The sequence below is a fragment of the Vibrio sp. 10N.222.55.B11 genome (assembly GCF_041473705.1).
Taxonomy (GTDB): domain Bacteria; phylum Pseudomonadota; class Gammaproteobacteria; order Enterobacterales; family Vibrionaceae; genus Vibrio; species Vibrio crassostreae_C.
This window is the reverse complement of record NZ_JBFRST010000004.1, coordinates 1-17,998: the sequence shown is the minus strand read 5'-3', so window position 1 is coordinate 17,998 and position 17,998 is coordinate 1. Positions and strand designations below refer to the sequence as shown.

The 17,998-nt window shown below is 43.8% G+C and carries 12 protein-coding genes; 5 read left to right on the top strand and 7 right to left on the bottom strand.

All coding sequences use genetic code 11. The annotated features are described in order from the left end of the window. Positions 1–98: 98 nt before the first annotated feature. The 3 genes from AB4503_RS01210 to AB4503_RS01200 all read right to left on the bottom strand — a co-directional run bounded on the left by AB4503_RS01210 (position 99) and on the right by AB4503_RS01200 (position 5,426). Positions 99–1,100 carry a lipid A deacylase LpxR family protein gene (locus tag AB4503_RS01210; protein ID WP_372113418.1) on the bottom strand — a complete coding sequence of 334 codons (1,002 nt, stop codon included), beginning with the start codon at positions 1,098–1,100 and terminating at the stop codon, positions 99–101. A gap of 200 nt (positions 1,101–1,300) precedes the next feature. Next, on the bottom strand, positions 1,301–3,577 hold the full coding sequence (pflB, locus tag AB4503_RS01205; RefSeq protein ID WP_017066931.1) for a formate C-acetyltransferase: 2,277 nt from the start codon (positions 3,575–3,577) through the stop codon (positions 1,301–1,303). 307 nt (positions 3,578–3,884) lie between these two features. Next, a complete protein-coding gene (locus AB4503_RS01200) occupies positions 3,885–5,426 on the bottom strand; it encodes a DUF3360 family protein (RefSeq protein ID WP_017070031.1) in 1,542 nt (513 codons plus the stop codon). Positions 5,427–6,225: 799 nt separating this feature from the next. Between AB4503_RS01200 and AB4503_RS01195 the strand changes: the two genes are divergently transcribed. The 4 genes from AB4503_RS01195 to AB4503_RS01180 all read left to right on the top strand — a co-directional run bounded on the left by AB4503_RS01195 (position 6,226) and on the right by AB4503_RS01180 (position 9,404). Continuing rightward, a complete protein-coding gene (locus AB4503_RS01195; protein ID WP_004736532.1) occupies positions 6,226–6,996 on the top strand; it encodes an ABC transporter ATP-binding protein in 771 nt (256 codons plus the stop codon). A 137-nt stretch (positions 6,997–7,133) separates the two neighbouring features. Continuing rightward, positions 7,134–7,904: an ABC transporter substrate-binding protein gene (locus AB4503_RS01190; protein ID WP_010437364.1), complete on the top strand. Its 771-nt coding sequence runs from the start codon at positions 7,134–7,136 to the stop codon at positions 7,902–7,904. Positions 7,905–7,983: 79 nt separating this feature from the next. Then, positions 7,984–8,724 (top strand): ABC transporter permease, encoded by a 741-nt coding sequence (locus AB4503_RS01185; protein WP_017062124.1) that lies wholly within the window; start codon positions 7,984–7,986, stop codon positions 8,722–8,724. A gap of 2 nt (positions 8,725–8,726) precedes the next feature. Then, complete coding sequence (locus AB4503_RS01180; protein ID WP_017063494.1) at positions 8,727–9,404, top strand: ABC transporter permease; 678 nt, start codon at positions 8,727–8,729, stop codon at positions 9,402–9,404. Between the two features lie 71 nt (positions 9,405–9,475). On the opposite strand, the gene xthA is transcribed toward AB4503_RS01180, so the two are convergent. From xthA to emrD, 3 genes are all read right to left on the bottom strand, one after another. After that, positions 9,476–10,282 (bottom strand): exodeoxyribonuclease III, encoded by an 807-nt coding sequence (gene xthA, locus AB4503_RS01175; protein ID WP_010437369.1) that lies wholly within the window; start codon positions 10,280–10,282, stop codon positions 9,476–9,478. Between the two features lie 169 nt (positions 10,283–10,451). Continuing rightward, positions 10,452–12,542: a S9 family peptidase gene (locus AB4503_RS01170; RefSeq protein ID WP_372113604.1), complete on the bottom strand. Its 2,091-nt coding sequence runs from the start codon at positions 12,540–12,542 to the stop codon at positions 10,452–10,454. 348 nt (positions 12,543–12,890) lie between these two features. Next, on the bottom strand, positions 12,891–14,096 hold the full coding sequence (gene emrD, locus AB4503_RS01165; RefSeq protein ID WP_017065927.1) for a multidrug efflux MFS transporter EmrD: 1,206 nt from the start codon (positions 14,094–14,096) through the stop codon (positions 12,891–12,893). A 499-nt stretch (positions 14,097–14,595) separates the two neighbouring features. Between emrD and AB4503_RS01160 the strand changes: the two genes are divergently transcribed. Next, positions 14,596–16,713: a methyl-accepting chemotaxis protein gene (locus AB4503_RS01160; protein ID WP_372113415.1), complete on the top strand. Its 2,118-nt coding sequence runs from the start codon at positions 14,596–14,598 to the stop codon at positions 16,711–16,713. 112 nt (positions 16,714–16,825) lie between these two features. Here the strand turns inward: AB4503_RS01160 and AB4503_RS01155 are convergent, their stop codons facing one another. Further along, a complete protein-coding gene (locus tag AB4503_RS01155; protein WP_017070025.1) occupies positions 16,826–17,959 on the bottom strand; it encodes a cupin domain-containing protein in 1,134 nt (377 codons plus the stop codon). Between the last annotated feature and the right edge of the window lie 39 nt (positions 17,960–17,998).

Sequence of the window (17,998 nt, the reverse complement as noted above, 5' to 3'; positions counted from 1 at the left end):
AAATGGTAACGAGACCTTTAAAAATAAAGGCAACCACCTGTGAAGATGATTGCCTTTATTAAACTTGAAAAGTAAAGGACGAAAGCCCTTACTGGTGGCTAGAAGAAAGCAAATATTGTGATACCGCCAGTGGTGTACACTGACTCTTTCGCTTCTTCGTAATCCGGTGTTTTTGCGGTTAGAGCTAAAGAGGCACCAACGTATCGGTTATACCAAGCGACACCCAATACAGCAGTTGCTTGAATGTTCTCTAAAGTCACATCGTAGATCGCTGGATCTTCGTTGTTTTTATTAGCGTACTCATCAACACCTGAGCGATCGCCTTCGATAGTCAGGTCGTTGAATCGGTAGCGACCTTCGAGGCCTGCATAGGTAAACCAACCAGCGTTTGATGCGCCGATCATGCCCGGTTTGAATGGGTTTTCTGTGGTGATGTTAGCTGCACCAAAGTTACCGCCTAAGTCTGTACCCCAACGAAACATGAAGCCCGTTGAAATGTCACTTCTAAAGTTACCGACGTTGATTTCAGAAACGTTAGAGATTTCGTAGTCAGTATTCGCAAGAGCTTGATTACGCATTAGGTTGAAATGGCTTAGGTAACCAACGCTTCCCGCCCATTCATCATCGACTTGGTATTCCCAACCCATCGGCTCATCCGACTTAGTGATTGAGTGAACCAGCTTTTGAGCATCTTCAGACAGTGCACGTTCGCCCGTAGTACCAAACGTGATATTAAAACGCTGGGCTTGCTGTGGGTTTAAGCTGATGTAATTGAATTCAGTGTGAAGGTAACCTGCGTATGGGCGATCATTAGGCGATGGCGTTTCTAACTCAATGTCAGAAGGCGTATACATCTTGTGGCCAATGGTGATTTCCCACTTGTCTAGAGAGCTTGCACCCCAGTAGGAAAGACTCAATGGTTTTACCCAGTTATATGGCGTAATACTTGATGATGTGTAACCCAGAAATAAGCCGTTGGTATAGTCTTGGTCGACACCAAAAATACCATCATTATCTAAAGCAAAAGTTAACGTAGAACGCTCAGAGGCTAAAGATGAGAAAGAGAGAAGAATCAGGGGTAAACAACGCAGGTATTTCATGGAGCAGTTACTCTTAAATTATGAACCGCGATATTACCGTAATTTGACAGAATTTGTGGAAAAAAAGTGAATGGCAGGGTGCTTTTTTGCTCAACCTAACATTTCGCGGGATAGGTGAGTGTAGTGCGATTTATTTCAGATATAAAAAAGCCCCGCACATTGGCGAGGCTAATATTATTTACTGTCTATTGAGCGTGAGCTTATAGAGACTCAGTAAATGTACGTGCGATTACGTCAGCTTGTTGCTCTGCAGTTAGAGAGTTAAAGCGAACAGCGTAACCAGATACACGGATTGTTAGCTGAGGGTATTTCTCAGGGTGCTTAACTGCGTCTTCAAGAGTTTCGCGGTTAAGAACGTTAACGTTAAGGTGTTGACCACCTTCAATGCCAGCTTCGTGGTGGAAGTAACCATCCATTAGGCCTGCAAGGTTAGCACGTTGGCTGTCTTGTTCTTTACCGAGTGCGTTTGGCACGATAGAGAACGTGTAAGAGATACCATCTTGTGCGTCAGCAAACGGTAGTTTACCTACAGACGTTAGTGAAGCTACAGCGCCTTTCTCATCACGACCGTGCATTGGGTTTGCACCAGGAGCGAAAGGAGCGCCAGCACGACGACCGTCTGGAGTGTTACCTGTTTTCTTACCGTAAACCACGTTAGACGTGATAGTAAGAACTGACTGTGTAGGGATAGAGTTACGGTAAGTCTTAAGCTTACGGATCTTGTTCATGAACGTAGAAACTAGTTCACAAGCAATATCATCTACACGAGAGTCGTTGTTACCGTATTTAGGGTAATCGCCTTCGATTTCGAAGTCAGTTGCGATGCCATCTTCGTCACGGATTGGTTTAACAGTCGCGAACTTGATTGCAGATAGTGAGTCAGCTGCAACAGATAGACCAGCGATACCACAAGCCATAGTACGACGAACGTCACGGTCATGAAGAGCCATTAGAGACGCTTCGTAGCTGTACTTGTCGTGCATGTAGTGAATGCTGTTTAGTGCAGTCACGTATTGCTTAGCTAACCAGTCCATGAATGTGTCTAGGCGACCCATTACGTCATCGTAGTTAAGAACTTCGTCAGTGATCTTGTCTGAAACAGGACCAACTTGCATCTTAAGTTTCTCGTCCACACCGCCGTTGATTGCGTAAAGCATTGTTTTCGCAAGGTTAGCACGAGCACCGAAGAACTGCATTTGCTTACCAACGATCATTGGAGATACACAACAAGCGATAGCGTAATCATCAGACTCTAGGTCAGGACGCATTAGGTCATCATTTTCGTACTGGATAGAAGAAGTATCGATAGATACCTTCGCACAGAAACGCTTGAAGCCGTCAGGTAGTTGCTCAGACCAAAGAACAGTGATGTTTGGCTCTGGAGAAGGACCCATAGTGTATAGAGAGTTTAGGAAACGGAAGTTCGAACGCGTTACTAGCGTACGACCGTCGATACCCATACCACCCATAGACTCTGTTGCCCAGATTGGGTCGCCAGAGAACAGCTCATCGTACTCGGGAGTACGTAGGAAACGAACCATACGCAGTTTCATTACGAAGTGGTCGATCATTTCTTGTGCTTGTTCTTCAGTGATCTTGCCAGCAGCGATATCACGCTCGATGTAGATGTCTAGGAAAGTCGAAGTACGACCTAGAGACATTGCAGCACCGTTTTGAGATTTAACAGCAGCTAGGTAGCCGAAGTAAGTCCACTGGATAGCTTCTTGAGCTGTTTGAGCTGGCTCAGAGATATCGAAACCGTATTTCTCAGCCATTTGCTTGATTTGACCTAGAGCACGATGTTGCTCAGAGATCTCTTCACGCAGTTGCATTGTTTCTGCTAGGTTTTCACCGTTTTCGAATTGCTCTTGAAGAGAAGCAAATTGAGCTTGCTTGTCTTTCATTAGGAAATCAATACCGTAAAGTGCAACACGACGGTAGTCACCAATGATACGACCACGGCCGTAAGCATCAGGAAGACCAGTCAGAACACCAGACTTACGACATTTTAGGATATCAGGAGTGTAGATATCGAAAACGCCAGCATTGTGTGTTTTGCGGTATTCTGAGTAGATTTTTGAAACCATTGGGTCAAGAGTTTCACCGTATGCTTTACAAGAACCTTCAACCATACGCACACCACCGTTAGGGATGATTGCACGTTTTAGTGGCTTCTCAGTTTGTAGACCAACGATAGTCTCAAGATCTTTCTCAATGTAACCTGCATCGTGAGCAGTAATGGTAGAGATAACAGAAGTATCGAAATCTACAGGTGCTTTAGTTGCGTTTTCCTGTTTGATACCTTCCATTACCGAAGACCAAAGCTTGTTAGTTGCTTCAGTACCCTCAGAAACTAGGAAAGACTCGTCGCCTTCATACGGCGTGTAGTTCTTTTGAATGAAATCACGAACGTTTACTTCGCTTTGCCACTCACCTGCAGCAAAATCTTCCCAAGCTTTAGCAAATTGCTCTGCCATGACATACCTACCTTTTTAGTAGAAAAAATACGTACATTAACACTGTTGAGCCAGCGCCCCTCGTAAGGGTAGTACACTCTTATTAATAACAATATATATGAGCATATAAGCATCATATGGTTATATATATTGTCACTACCTTTTATATGTTGTCTTTACTCTATGTATTCAAGACTATGCTAAAAAATTTCTGCAAACCTTAAACTAAATCAATAAATGCCAAAAAAAGTTGAAAAAATTTGAGTGGCAGGGGTTGCCACCCAAACTTTTTTTTAATCCTAATACTACTTTTGTGTAGTAAGGACTATTATAGCCAAGCTTTTAGACCATACTGACCTTCTAGCATACCAACTGCAAGCATTGCCACTAGACAGATAACTAAAACGCCAACAGGGATAACAATCTTATCTACAAATGATAGACGCTTCGCACGCTCTTTATCACCAATTAGACCGTTATTATCTAGAAGCATAGTCAGTGCCCATGCTAATACTGGGTTAACAACCGCTGAACCGAAGATACAGATACCAGCTGCTTGAGAGTCTTTTGAATCTTTAACCATCTGCATACCCGCTTCAAGTAGAGGTAGAGATACACCTACAAGTAGCGCAACACGCATCACTGGTGGCCATACTGCTACGTCCATTGGGAAGCCAAGAATCGCAACAATAATACATAGAGAGCCAAGCAAGATTGCGCCGCCAGGGATTGGACGTTTCGCGATTGCTGCTGGGATCATGTAAGTACCCCAAGATGAAGTGATGTTACCACCACCAACTGCTGTACCTACCATTTGACGAACTGAACACATAGTCATTGTGTCGTCTACGTCCATCAGTACTTTTTCAGACTTTTTAGGGTAGTTCAGTTCTTGGAAGATACGGTGACCTAGGAAGTCAGGTGACCACATTGCTACTGCTAGGATTGCAAATGGTAGAGAAGCGATGAAGTGCTCAACGTTTGGTAAACCAAGCATCCAACCTTCTTCAGTAGAACCCCACCAGTAGATTGGGTTTAGGTTTGGAATGCCTGTTTCAGTTACGAATTTGATATCGAAACCAGCACCAAGTACTAGAGCAATAGCTAGACCAGTGAAAGCACAAACAGGGATTGCTAACCAACGCTTGTTCACTTTAGCAAGGAATGCATATAGACCGATGGTAACGGCTAGAACAATCAAACCGATGTAACCCATGCTACCAGCAGCGACAGTGTCAGACTGAAGACCAACAGCCCAAGCTTGAATTGAGTTGATTTGGCTCATTGTACCGGTTAGACCCAAGAAGATGAGCAAGCCACCCGCCGTACCTTCAGAGGTAAGGTTAACAAGTTTAGACCCACCTTTTAGGAAGCTTAGGATAAGACCGAAGACACCGATAAGGATTGCCAATGCAAGAGGGTGAGCACCAGCAAGAGCGATGGTACCAATAAGAGGAATCATTGGGCCGTGGTTACCGGCAAGGTTAGCTTTAGGGTTAAAGAAACCAGAAGCAAGGATACAGAACAGCAGTGCAGGGATAAGCATTTCTACACGAGCGACTTCAATCGCAAAGTCTTTACCAAGGTTTACGTGATCCCAAGCTTGAGTTAGGCCTTCAGCCCAAGACATCATTACTGCAGAGTACATCGCGATGATACCAATGGTACCAGCCAGTGCAGGAACAAGGTCTTCTAGTTCAAAGCGGAAGTCACGGCCAGGAAGGTTTAGGCCAAAGCGGCGAGGCTTCATGATTTGAAGTTCGTGATCTAGATAATCTGAGCGGTTCTCAAATTCAGAAGCAGGGCGGTGTAGCTCTTTATAGCTTTTCTCTTCTACTTCAGAGTTCGCATTGTTCACAACGTCTGACATAGATTCCTCATATTTTATGTTAGTAATTCTAAAATTGAATTCTATAAGTTCGCGTAATTGCGTAATTGCGTTATTTCTTAGTTATAACTCATTAACATCATGTTGCACGGTTTTGATGTGCTTTATGCAGCTAAGTTAAAAGAAATGTTTGGCATTTTTAATGCCTTATTCTTTGCTGAGGAGTCTAACAAGCTTACCCTTTAGGGTGATTGATCTTGATCACTTTATGAGTATATGTGAAAGAAAGCTACAAAACGCAGCGATTCATTAACTTCCCATTGATGAATCGTGTAATTAGTTTTCACAAATTGACGTTTACCTATCTTCTTCGAGCCTTTGTCGTCATGGCTCGAGTTCAATACTCAATTCTTACTGAGTTATTTCACTATTACTTGCTTCCCAACTGTTCCGAGTGAAATGCTTACAATGTAATAACCTTAAAATAATTGTGCTTTATGGTGAGGGCAGTGTGCTGAATGTGTGCGCTATATTTTGTCGACAGTAATGTTTATAAGTTCACAAAACGTGTTTTTCTTGTGAGACATCCAGCTACGAGAATCTCATTTTGATTAACTTTATTTAAACAATGTAAGGGGTGTAATTGCAGCTTATTGATAGAACTCATTCATTAAATTGAGGCGAAAACGCTACCTTTTGCATAATAAGTCAGAGTGAATCGCTATTTATTCCAATTTATCAGGTTAATAATTTGTTGCATGTTGTTTCGTGTGGTGCTAGTTTGTATCGCATGAAAAGGTCGGAGTACCTTGCATTTTCACAAACTTGGGAGAGAAAGCGCATGAAAGATGTACCAGCGCTGGACATAAAGGATCTACACAAAACGTTTGGTCAAAATGAAGTTTTAAAGGGAATTTCACTTTCTGCGCATAAAGGCGATGTTGTATCGATTATCGGATCTTCAGGGTCGGGTAAAAGTACTTTCCTTAGATGTATCAACCTTTTAGAGACACCAACTGCAGGCGAGATTTGGGTTAATGGCGAATTAATTCAAATGAAAAACAACCGCCAAGGCGTATCTGTTCCTGCCAACGAAAAACAAGTACAGCGTATCCGTTCACGCTTAGCGATGGTTTTTCAAGGCTTCAATCTTTGGTCTCACCTGACCGTTCTCGAAAATGTTATCGAAGCACCCGTTCACGTATTAGGTGTACCTAAAGCTCAAGCGATTGAAAATGCAGAACTACTACTTAAAAAAGTAGGCTTGTATGAGCGCAAAGATTACTACCCAGGTCATTTATCCGGTGGACAACAACAACGAGCGGCAATTGCTCGAGCGTTAGCGGTTGATCCGGAAGTGATGCTGTTTGATGAGCCAACATCAGCACTTGACCCTGAGTTAGTAGGCGAAGTACTCGGTGTAATGCGAGATCTAGCAGAAGAAGGAAGAACCATGCTTGTGGTAACACATGAAATGGCTTTTGCTCGTGACGTATCAAACCATGTGATGTTCCTGCACCAAGGTCTAGTGGAAGAACAGGGCGATCCAGCTAAACTGTTTACGGAACCTGAATCTGAACGTTTACAACAATTTATCTCATCGATTTACTAATCAGAATTGAAACGCCGTTGCCAACGGTAAACAGCGACGGTGTGAACAATAAAACACAACAAGTAAGTTAATAAGCAACAACAAACACAATATTAAAACTAGCAAAACATAAAAACCTAAATCACAGGAGTAGGGATATGAAAAAGTGGTTATTAGTCGCGGCACTTGCTGCAACTGCTGCAACGGGCGTAGCTCAAGCAAAAGAATGGAAAACAGTACGCTTTGGTATTGAAGGTGCTTACCCTCCATTTAGCTGGACAGAAGCTGACGGGTCACTGAAAGGCTTCGATGTCGATATGGCTAACGCACTTTGTACTGAAATGCAGGTGCAGTGTAAGATCGTTGCACAAGACTGGGATGGTATCATTCCTTCTCTACTTGCTCGTAAATATGATGCGATCATCGCGGCAATGTCTATCACGGAAGAGCGTAAGAAAAAAATCGACTTCACTGGTAAATACGCACTTATCCCAAACAAGTTCATCGCTAAGAAAGGTGCAGGCCTTAACTTTGATGATCTAAGCGGTCAAAAGATTGCAGTTCAACGTGCAACAACTCACGATAAATACCTAACAGACAACTACGGCGATACAGTAGAGATCGTTCGTTACGGTTCATTCGACGAAGCTTACCTTGATCTAGCAAACGGTCGTGTTGCTGCTGTACTAGGTGATGCATCTGCTCTAGAAGAAGGCGTGCTGAACAAAGCTGGTGGTGAAGACTACGAGTTTGTTGGCCCATCACTAACTGATCCTAAGTGGTTCGGCGAAGGTTTTGGTATTGCTCTACGTAAGCAAGACAAAGATCTGACTAAGCAATTAGATGCGGCAATCCTTTCACTACGTGAAAAAGGCATCTACCAAGATATCGCGGCTAAATACTTCAACTACGACGTATACGGTCAGTAATCTTTAGCGTCAATTCTTAAGGGAGAGGTTCTCCTCTCCCTGTCTTACCAACTTTTTCGCAGTTCTGTTGGAATCCATTATGTTTGATTTACAAGGATATGAAGCGTCGATCCTGAAAGGGGCGGTGCTCACAATCGAAGTTGCCTTGCTGTCGCTAATTTTAGCTATGGTTCTTGGTATGCTAGGTGCCTTAGCAAAACTCGCGCCTTATCGCTGGGCTCGTGCTATTGCAACCCTCTACACAACCGTCATTCGAGGCATTCCAGATCTCGTACTGATGATGCTGATTTTCTTTGGTGGACAAATCCTTTTAAACAACAGTTTGTATTCCATCAACGAGTGGCTCAACGAGTGGTTTGCATCCAGTGATCCTAACCACGAATGGACCGCTTACTTACCTGATTATATTGATGTCAGCCCATTTGTTGCTGGTGTCTTAACCATAGGCTTTATTTTCGGTGCCTATATGGCAGAAACGTTCCGTGGTGCCATCATGGCTGTCGACAGCGGTGAAATGGAAGCGGCAAAAGCTTATGGTATGAGCCCTGTAAAGGCGTTTCACCGCATACTGCTACCGCAGATGATTCGTCACGCATTACCGGGTTTTGGGAACAACTGGCTGGTATTACTTAAAACCACTGCGTTGGTTTCCATTATTGGCCTAGAAGATATGGTGCGTGTTAGCGCACTGGCAGCGGGTTCAACCAAAATGCCATTTACCTTCTATATGACAGTGGCGATTATCTTCTTATTCTTCACCAGTGTTTCAACGGGCCTGCTTAAGCTGGTTGAACGTAAATTCAGTATCCACGCGAGGTAGTTATGGACTTTTCATTGATAATTGAAAGCCTACCGATTTACCTTGGTGGTTTATGGACAACGGCTTGGATGGTTTGTGTCGCTTTGATTATTGGCTTATTCGTAGCCATACCATTAGCGATTGCTCGTAACAGCCCAAATATGCTGATTAACGCTCCGGCTTGGTCATTCATCTATTTCTTCCGTGGTACGCCATTATTGGTGCAGTTGTACCTGATTTACTACGGAATGGATCAGTTCTTCCCTGTAAAAGATACACTATGGGAAAATGCATGGTTTTGTGCTTTGGTGGCATTCATTCTTAATACATCGGCATACACAGCTGAAATCATTCGCGGTGCGATTAACGGCTTACCAAAAGGTGAAGTTGAAGCAGCAAAAGCGTATGGCATGAGCACACCTAAGACATACCGACGTATCATTCTGCCAAGTGCATTACGTCGTGCATTACCGGCTTACAGTAACGAAGTTATCTTTATGCTTCACGGCTCAGCCGTTGCAGGTATTGTGACGATTATGGATCTAACGGGTGCAGCTCGTTTGGTTAACTCTCGCTACTATGCTCCGTTTGAATCTTTCCTAACAGCAGGTCTGTTTTACATGGGGTTGACGTTTATCATCATTGCGATTTTCAAATTCGCAGAGAAACGTTTCTTAGCTTACTTAAGACCACTTAGCTAATTACACATCATAATTAACAAAACGGCGCTTCTATAGCGCCGTTTTTTATGAGCAGATTCTGTTGCTGTTGATTACTTAAACGTTGACCAAATTGGCGCGTGGTCAGACGGCTTTTCGATGCCACGCAGTTCGTAATCGATGCCTGCTTCAGTACACTTATCAGCAAGCTTCTGAGTCGCAAGTACTACATCAATTCGTAGGCCGCGGTTGTCCACGAAACCTTTCGAGCGGTAGTCAAACCACGAGTATTGGTCGTTTACTTCAGGGTGCAGTAAGCGGAAGCTATCCACAAAACCCCAATCCATCAGTGTTTTCAACCATTCTCGCTCTTCTGGTTGGAAAGAGCACTTACCTGTTTTCAACCAACGTTTCGCATTAGGTTCACCGATGCCGATGTCTGCGTCGATAGGGCTGATATTAATGTCGCCCATCACAATGACTTGTTCGTCTTTGTTGTGGTAGTCATTTAGGTAAGTCATCAAGTCTTTGTAGAACTGGCGTTTGTACGGGTATTTTGTTTCATGCTTGATGTTATCCCCTTGAGGGAAGTAGCCATTTAGCACGGTAACCTTTTCACCATTTTCATCTTCAAACGTCGCCATGATCATGCGTTTTTGATGGTCTTCATTATCTGTTGGGAAACCCTTCTGCACAGAAATAGGCTCTTGCTTACACAACATTGCCACACCGTAGTGGGCTTTTTGACCGTGGAAGTAAACCTTATAGCCCATTGCTTCAACATCAGCAATTGGGAAGGCTTCATCGTGCACTTTTATCTCTTGCAGACCAATCACGTCGGGTTGGTGTTTGTCGATAATAGCTTGCAGTTGGTGAAGGCGGGCTCTAAGACCGTTGATGTTGAAGCTAATTACTTTCATTTGTTTTTATACCTCTCGTAAACCTTTGTCACTGCTTGTTTTTAAAGGTTTTTGATTTGGTGGATTTCATGGTTCATCGTATTTAACCATGCTTAATAATTTCTGTCGCCACTTTGTAGAGACAAAATGGCGACATTAAATGATGTGAATACTTACAGTTACGTAGAATCTATTGAGTCTTAAGTAAATCCAAAAAGAACGCGTATTCAAGTGCGTCTTCTTTTAATCGTTTAAATCGGCCAGAAGCGCCACCGTGACCGGCTTCCATATCGGTTTTGAACAGCAATACGTTGTTGTCTGTTTTCATTTCACGCAGCTTCGCAACCCATTTCATTGGCTCAAAGTACTGCACCTGTGAGTCATGCAGGCCTGTCGTTACCAACATGTTCGGGTAGTTTTGTACCTTAATGTTGTCGTACGGTGAGTACCCCAGCATGTAATCGTAGTAGGCTTTATCGTTCGGGTTACCCCATTCGTCATACTCATTGGTGGTTAGAGGGATCGATTCATCGAGCATGGTTGTCACAATGTCTACAAACGGAACATGTGCACCAATACCACGGTACAGTTCTGGTGCTTGGTTGATGATTGCTCCCATCAATAGACCGCCAGCAGACCCCCCAACGGCGAACACTTTATCTTTCGCGCCGTAGCCTTCTTCAACAAGCTCTTTGGTTACATCAATAAAGTCGTTGAACGTGTTTTGTTTGGTCAGTTTTTTGCCATCTTCATACCAAGGGCGACCAAGCATTTCTGAACCGCGGACATGTGCGATGGCATAAACAAAACCTCTATCCAGTAGGCTTAGGCGAGTTGAGCTGAAGGTAGGTTCAATCGTAGAGCCGTAAGACCCATAGCCGTATTGGTAGATTGGGTTAGTGCCGTCTTTCTTAAATAAGTCTTTACGATAAACCAAAGAGACAGGAACTTGCTTACCATCGCGAGCCGTAATCATGATTCGCTCTGATTGGTAGTTATCCGCTTCGAAATCACCTAATACGGGTGTTTGCTTCATGAGTTCGGATTCACCTGTACTTAGGTCGAAATCATAGTAAGTACCTGGCGTGGTTAAGCTGCTGTAATAGATACGAACTTTTGCGTTATCTAATTCATAGTTACTCGTTAGGTAAGCGGCAAATGCGGTGTCGTTAAATTCAAGTGGAAACTCGTGGCCTGTTGAGAGTTGGCGAACTTTCACTGTAGACAAGCCATCCGCGCGTTGCTCGTAGACAAGATGGTCATCAAACAACTCGAAATCTACAAGCTGAGTATTATCGTCTGCTGGGATGACATCGACCCATTTTGAGCGATCATGCATCTCTTCGGTTGTGACTTTCATTAAACGGAAGTTGACCGCTTGGTAGTTGGTGTAGATGTAATACCAATCACCTAGCTTAGCGATGCTGTACTCTATGCCGGTCTCTTTTGGGTAGAAAGCCTCAGCTGTAGCCTTTGGGTTGTTGGCATCGATGACTGAGACACCGCTGGTTTCTGTGCTCGAATGCCAAATGTAGACCTGTTCTCCATCTTTGCTTTTACTCAAAGAGGTGTGGTAAGCGCTATCGGCTTCTTCGTAGATTAACTGATCGCTTGCCTGAGCTGTGCCTAACACGTGGCGGTAAACTTGATAACCCAGCAATGTTTGTGGATTTTTTTTGATGTAGTAGAAGGCTTGGTTGTCGTTTTGCCACGCGATAGCACTTGAAGCGCCTTCAATTTCATCTTTTAGGTATTCACCTGTTGTGAGGTCTTTGATCTTGATGGTGTAAATGCGGCGGCTTAGCGTATCTTCGCCATAGGCCAACAAGTTTTCGTCTGGGCTGATCGTTAAGCCACCAATACTGAAGAATTCATGCTCTTTTGCTAGCTCGTTTACATCTAAGATGACTTGCTTGTCTGTGCCTAAAAAGTTTTTTTCACGCAGGTGAACTGGGTATTCGTTGTCGCCTGTCACCTTATTCGAGTAGTAGTAACTGCCTTTGCGAACCGGTACCGAATTGTCGTCTTTCGCGATTCGGCCTTTAATTTCTTCAAATAATTGTTTTTGTGCTGCTTCTGTATGTTTCAACACCGTATCTGCGTACTGATTCTCTTGCTCAAGTTGTTGCAATATCTCTGGATCTTGGCGTGCATCATCGCGCATCCAATAGTAATCATCGATTCGGGTTTCACCATGAATCGTCATTGCGTGAGGGACTTTCTTAGCAACGGGTGCTTGGGTTTGCTGAGCGACGAGCTGTGATTGAGAGTAGTGGTTCATGGTTGAGATTCCTTGATTGCTGCATCCGGCGACAAGCGCTATTGATACGGCTAATGTGGTTAAAGCGATACGCATCTGTATATCCTTAGTGTGTACCTTACTCGTTTTAATGCCAGCATCCTTTGTTGTGAGAGTTCAGGTACGTTGGTGTTCTTCCAGTGATATTATTTATAATTGGATTCTGGATATGCACCTTCATCGTAAGTGTCTGTTATTGTTTTCAAAAAATCAAAGCAATGTTAAATGAAATTACTGATACGTGAGAGTGGAAGGAATAAATGTGCAACAAAAAGGGACACACTTTTCAGTATGTCCCTTTCCTTTGTTTAGCAAGATTCGAGTTTTACGTTAAATAGCCAATGGCATTTCGTTTGAGTGGTCAGGTTTACGATTAACCCAACGTAAACCAAGCATAGCGATGAATGACATAGCAATCATCAGGCAACCGAGTGGCAGTTGGTCTTGAGCTGGGAAGAACGATGCCAATAGTGTTGCGATGCCAGCACCTAGGTTTTGCATACCACCTAAAATCGCACCTCCAGTACCAGCGTGGTACGGGAATGGCGAAAGTGCCCCTGTTGTTGCTGCTGGGAATAATATGCCAGCGCCCAAGAAGTAAATTGTGGCACCGCCAATCAAAGTTAATGCTGTTGTTTGACCAAACAGACCCGGTATCAATACCACTGTTGAGCCTACCAATATCGCAACCAGACCAACATTCAATGCACGGCGCTCAGAGCGACGTTGTGCGATGTAACTAGATAAGCCTGCACCGACTAAGTAACCTGGAATAGGCAAGACAAACAGCAAGCTTACTGTGGTTGCCGGTAAGCCAAGTACGCCACCAAGCAACACACCTGCCGCTGCTTCAAATACGGCTACACCAGCAAAGGTTGCGACTAATACCAATAAGAAACCTTGGAAACGTTTATCAGACAGAACGAACTTGTAGCTGTTGGCAACCGATTCATGCTTGCGTCGTTCTTTCGGCAGTGTTTCCATCATGCTCGTCATCATAGTGATCACAACAGCAATACCAAACAGCGCAAGGAATAAGTAGCTAGAACGCCAGCCGAAAACTTCTGTTAGGTAACCACCCAGTACAGGAGCCATCAATGGTGAGAAAATCACACACATGCTAATCAAGCTGTTTGCACGGTGCAGCTCTGCGCCTTCAAAACAGTCGCGAGTCAATGTACGAGACATCGCACCACCACAACCGATGCCCAAACCTTGGATAAAGCTGCCCGCTAAGAACCATTCATATTCGTGAGCGAACAATGCTACCAAAGTACCGATGATGTAGATGATCAAACCAATCACGATGATCGGTTTACGACCTAGGCGATCTGAAAGTGGGCCGTAAACAAATTGCGACAGACCATAAGGGATCAAGTAACACGCCATCACTGCCTGCAGTGAAGATGCCGAAACTAAGAACTCACCTGCCATATGACCGATAGAAGGCACGTACATCGTTTGAGTCATTTGACCTACGGCAGTCAGAATAGCGATTAAAAAGGTAAGTTTCGCTAATGGAAACGAGGCGGACATTTGCGTATCTCTCCAAAAATTAAGACGTAAAAAGCCTTAGCGCTCCATTAAAGGAGAGCCAAATGAATAAAGTGTTCAGGGAATCTAGGCGCGAGATATTAGATCTTGATTGCGGGCTTAGCAATCAAAAAGTGTGAAGTTGAGCAAGATAAAAATCTATAACTTGGATTATAAAAACTAATCCGAAGTTACTGCATTTTAAAGAGGGAGAGGGTGGAGTGGGCTTCCTTTAAATATCGATGTTCTGGCTATGTCCAAAGCGCTAAAACCTAAGCAACACAGCCAATGATTATATGAGTACATCATTTTAAATCACAGAAAAAAGGAAGAAAACACGCTCTATTAACATTTGTATAAACTTTCGTTTTATATGTAAGCAATTTGTGCTGTAATTATCCGCTAAGCTATTCGTCTAACTTGTTTACATTTTGTACAGCAATTCGTTGTCGATGTGATAGTTATGGTTATGGAAGTCTTTTGGCTTAAATAAGGATATTAAATGCGCTCTCTATCGGTACAGTGGAAAATAACCCTCTTAGCAGGTTGTTGTTTAATCATTACGTCACTGTCTCTTATTGGTTTCTCGATCTACAACGCAACGAGCAATCAACAAGTCATCAAATCTCAAAGTTCAGAATCAGTTATCAATAAAACTCAGCAGCTGCTGGCGTCTGTTTCTCAGCTTAATGCTCAAGAAACTCAACGTTATGTAGACGAAGCTATTTACCGCGCAGAAATGCTTGCGGCCAGTGCTCAGTTTCTAAAAAACAATGCAGACGAAAACTTTACACCAAGTGAAGAGCTTCGTACCGCCTTGGATGAAATGGTTCGTCGCTCGGTTTTAAACTTCGACTCTATTCAAGGAGCGTATCTAGTTTTCAAGCCTGACTTGCTCGATAGTGAAGATGCGAATTATGTCGATGCTGATTATGTTGGTTCTAACGAAAAAGGTCGTTTTGCTCCTTACTGGAAGGTGGCAGATAACGGTGAAAATGTTCTAGCGAACGTTCTTTCAGAATCTATCTTGAATGATGACAGCAATAGCGAACGTTTTTACTGTCCTTTGTCTTCAGGGCAAACGTGTATTAGTACGCCGAGAGTCGTGAACAGCGGTGGTGTAGCACTACTTACGTCCTCTATTTCAGTCCCTATTTTGGCTGACGACGTTGCTATTGGTTTTCTTGGTATTGATCTAAGACTTGATGGTTTAACCAGTGTGATTACTCAATCTGACCAGAGCTTGTTTAACGGTGCGGGTAAAGCTTACGTGGTTAGTCTAGATGGTTCGGTCATCGCTTCTGATGATTCAAGCATTGCAGTCGGTTCAACTTTCCAAAGTGGCAATACAAACAGTGATTTAATGACCGACTTTATCTTTGGTGGTGAAGTGACAACGCAATGGAGCGAGAACGGTGAGTGGTTACTTGCCTTTGCACCTGTTGTTGCAGCTAACCAAACTTGGGGGGTGTTGTTTGAGATCCCAAGAGACAGTGTCGTCGCTGACGCAAATAAATTGGATTCCATCATTAGCACTAAGCTAAGTGAAGGCATCAAAACAGAAGTGATCGCCGGTACAGTGTTTATTATCTTTGGCTTAGCCATTATCGCGTTTGCCTCGTTGTCTATTGTGAAGCCGATTCGTCAGGTTGTGGAAAGGTTGAATGACATCGCTTCAGGTGAAGGTGATTTGACGCAGCGCTTGGAAGTGAAGTCTCAAGATGAAATCGGTCAGTTGTCAAAAGGATTTAACCTGTTCCTAGATAAGCTGCAACACACAATCAAAGAAGTCATTCACACCACTGAGCAAGTGGCGAGCACGACAAGCCAGGCTAAAGCATCGGCATCAAGCACTCGAGAAAGCAGTGAATCTCAATTTAAAGAAGTGGATCTTGTGGCGACAGCGGCCGAAGAGATGACTCAAACTGCGGGCTTAGTGGTACAAAACGCAGAAGTGGCCGTTGATGCTGCTTGTGAAGCGAATCGTTCTGCTCAACAAGGGCAACAAGTCATCGAACTTTCAGCCGGTGAAATGAGAAAGCTGGTTGAGCGTATGTCGAGTGCTGTTCCTATTGTTGAAGAATTGGCAAAAAATAACGGAAACATCACCGAGATCTTAAGTGTGATTGAAGGGATCTCTGAGCAAACTAACTTACTGGCATTGAACGCGGCGATTGAAGCGGCTCGTGCTGGCGAACAAGGTCGAGGTTTTGCTGTTGTTGCGGATGAGGTAAGAAACCTCGCAAGTCGCACCCAGTCATCGGTTGGTGAGATCAGAGCGGTGATCGACAAGGTTCATGCTGGAACTCAAGATGTCGTTGAAGCAATACAAGAAGGCAATATCCTAGCTAACGATACAGCACTACACGTTCAGAAAGCAGTTGAAGATCTGGGGTCGATCTTTACTTCTATTGAGGCGATCAGTGATATGAACAGTCAGATCGTTCGAGCAGCCGAAGAGCAACAATCGGTTTCCGGTGAAGTAAATCAAAGCGTGGTTAATATTCGCGATTTGAGTGCGAAGATCTTGGAGCAAGCCGCGGCTTCTGAGCAAGTCGGCAATGAAATTGACCAACTGTCTCAACAACAACAGAAGTTGGTCAATCAGTTCAAGGTATAAGCATTAAGCCTTAACCAGTTCTTGAATAGAAAAAGGGACAAATGAAGATTTCATTTGTCCCTTTTTTAATCGTTTATTTAGAGGCTAGGCAATAACCAGCGGTTGACGCTGCTTACTCTTCGATAAACCAGTAGCCTTTGTTGACCAATTCAGTCACGACAGTTATGCCCGAAGGAGATAGGGCAGTAGCCGAGGTAATCATGGTCTCATCGCAAAGTATGTTGAGTAACGAAGAATCCGCTTCATCAACCTTAACCACTTCGCCATTGATGTAAGCAGTGTTGCTTTCATTTTCGTGGTAGAGCGCCTTTAAGCCTGATACTCGGTGAATCTCACCTTCAGACTCTAAGTGTTGAGCGATCTCTTCTTGAGTCCATAGTGGCTCTGGAGCAACGATATCAAGCTGGTGGCGTGATTGGCTTAGCAGACAACCCATGAATTCACTGATGGTTTCAGGTTGCTCTAGTGCAGATTTCAACATGTCTGTGAGATTGCTTAAATCCGATGAACGAATTTTTCCGTAGCCTTCTTGCATTTTGAATTCTGGATCGTGCAGGTGTACGTCACCCATATCATGAGCAAGCACAAAATCGGCAAAGTTGCTGATCAGTTCTTGTTCTTTAGGCGAGCGGTAGCCAATAGAGTAGCTCATTGACGGCTCTAACGTGCTCCCTTCATGTGGGAAACCTGGTGGGATATAAAGGATATCGCCCGGCTCTAAAGTTTCATCAATGATTGGGTCAAAACCTTCAATTTGACGAAGTGCAGACGCTTGAACAGTCTCTTTGTATTGGCCAACATCTTTAGCGCCAACCTTCCATTGACGTTTGCCTTGGCCTTGAATGATGAAGACATCGTATTGATCAATATGTGGGCCTACGCCGCCTTCAGGTGCTGAGTAGCAGATCATGAGATCGTCGAATAACCAGTTTGGTAACGCTTGGAACGCCTCAGTCAGCTGATTTGCGCCTTGGTGCCAGTGGTTCGCTGCTTGAACGATCAGTTGCCAATGAGTTTCGGTTAATTCGCCAAACTTTTCTTCAGAGAATGGGCCGTGTTCTGCAGTCCACTGATTGTCGAGGTTAGAGACAAAGCGAGAATCCACTTCTTCTTCCATCGATAAACCAGCAAGTTCTTCCGGCGAAATTGGGTCGACGAAGTTTTGGAAGCCACCCTTTAAGATGGTTGGTTTTTTATGCCAGTAGTTTTCAAGAAACTCGGGCATAGAAAAGCTGAGTTGGTACATGTGAATCCTGTATATTTTTATGCTAGATGCTAGATGCTA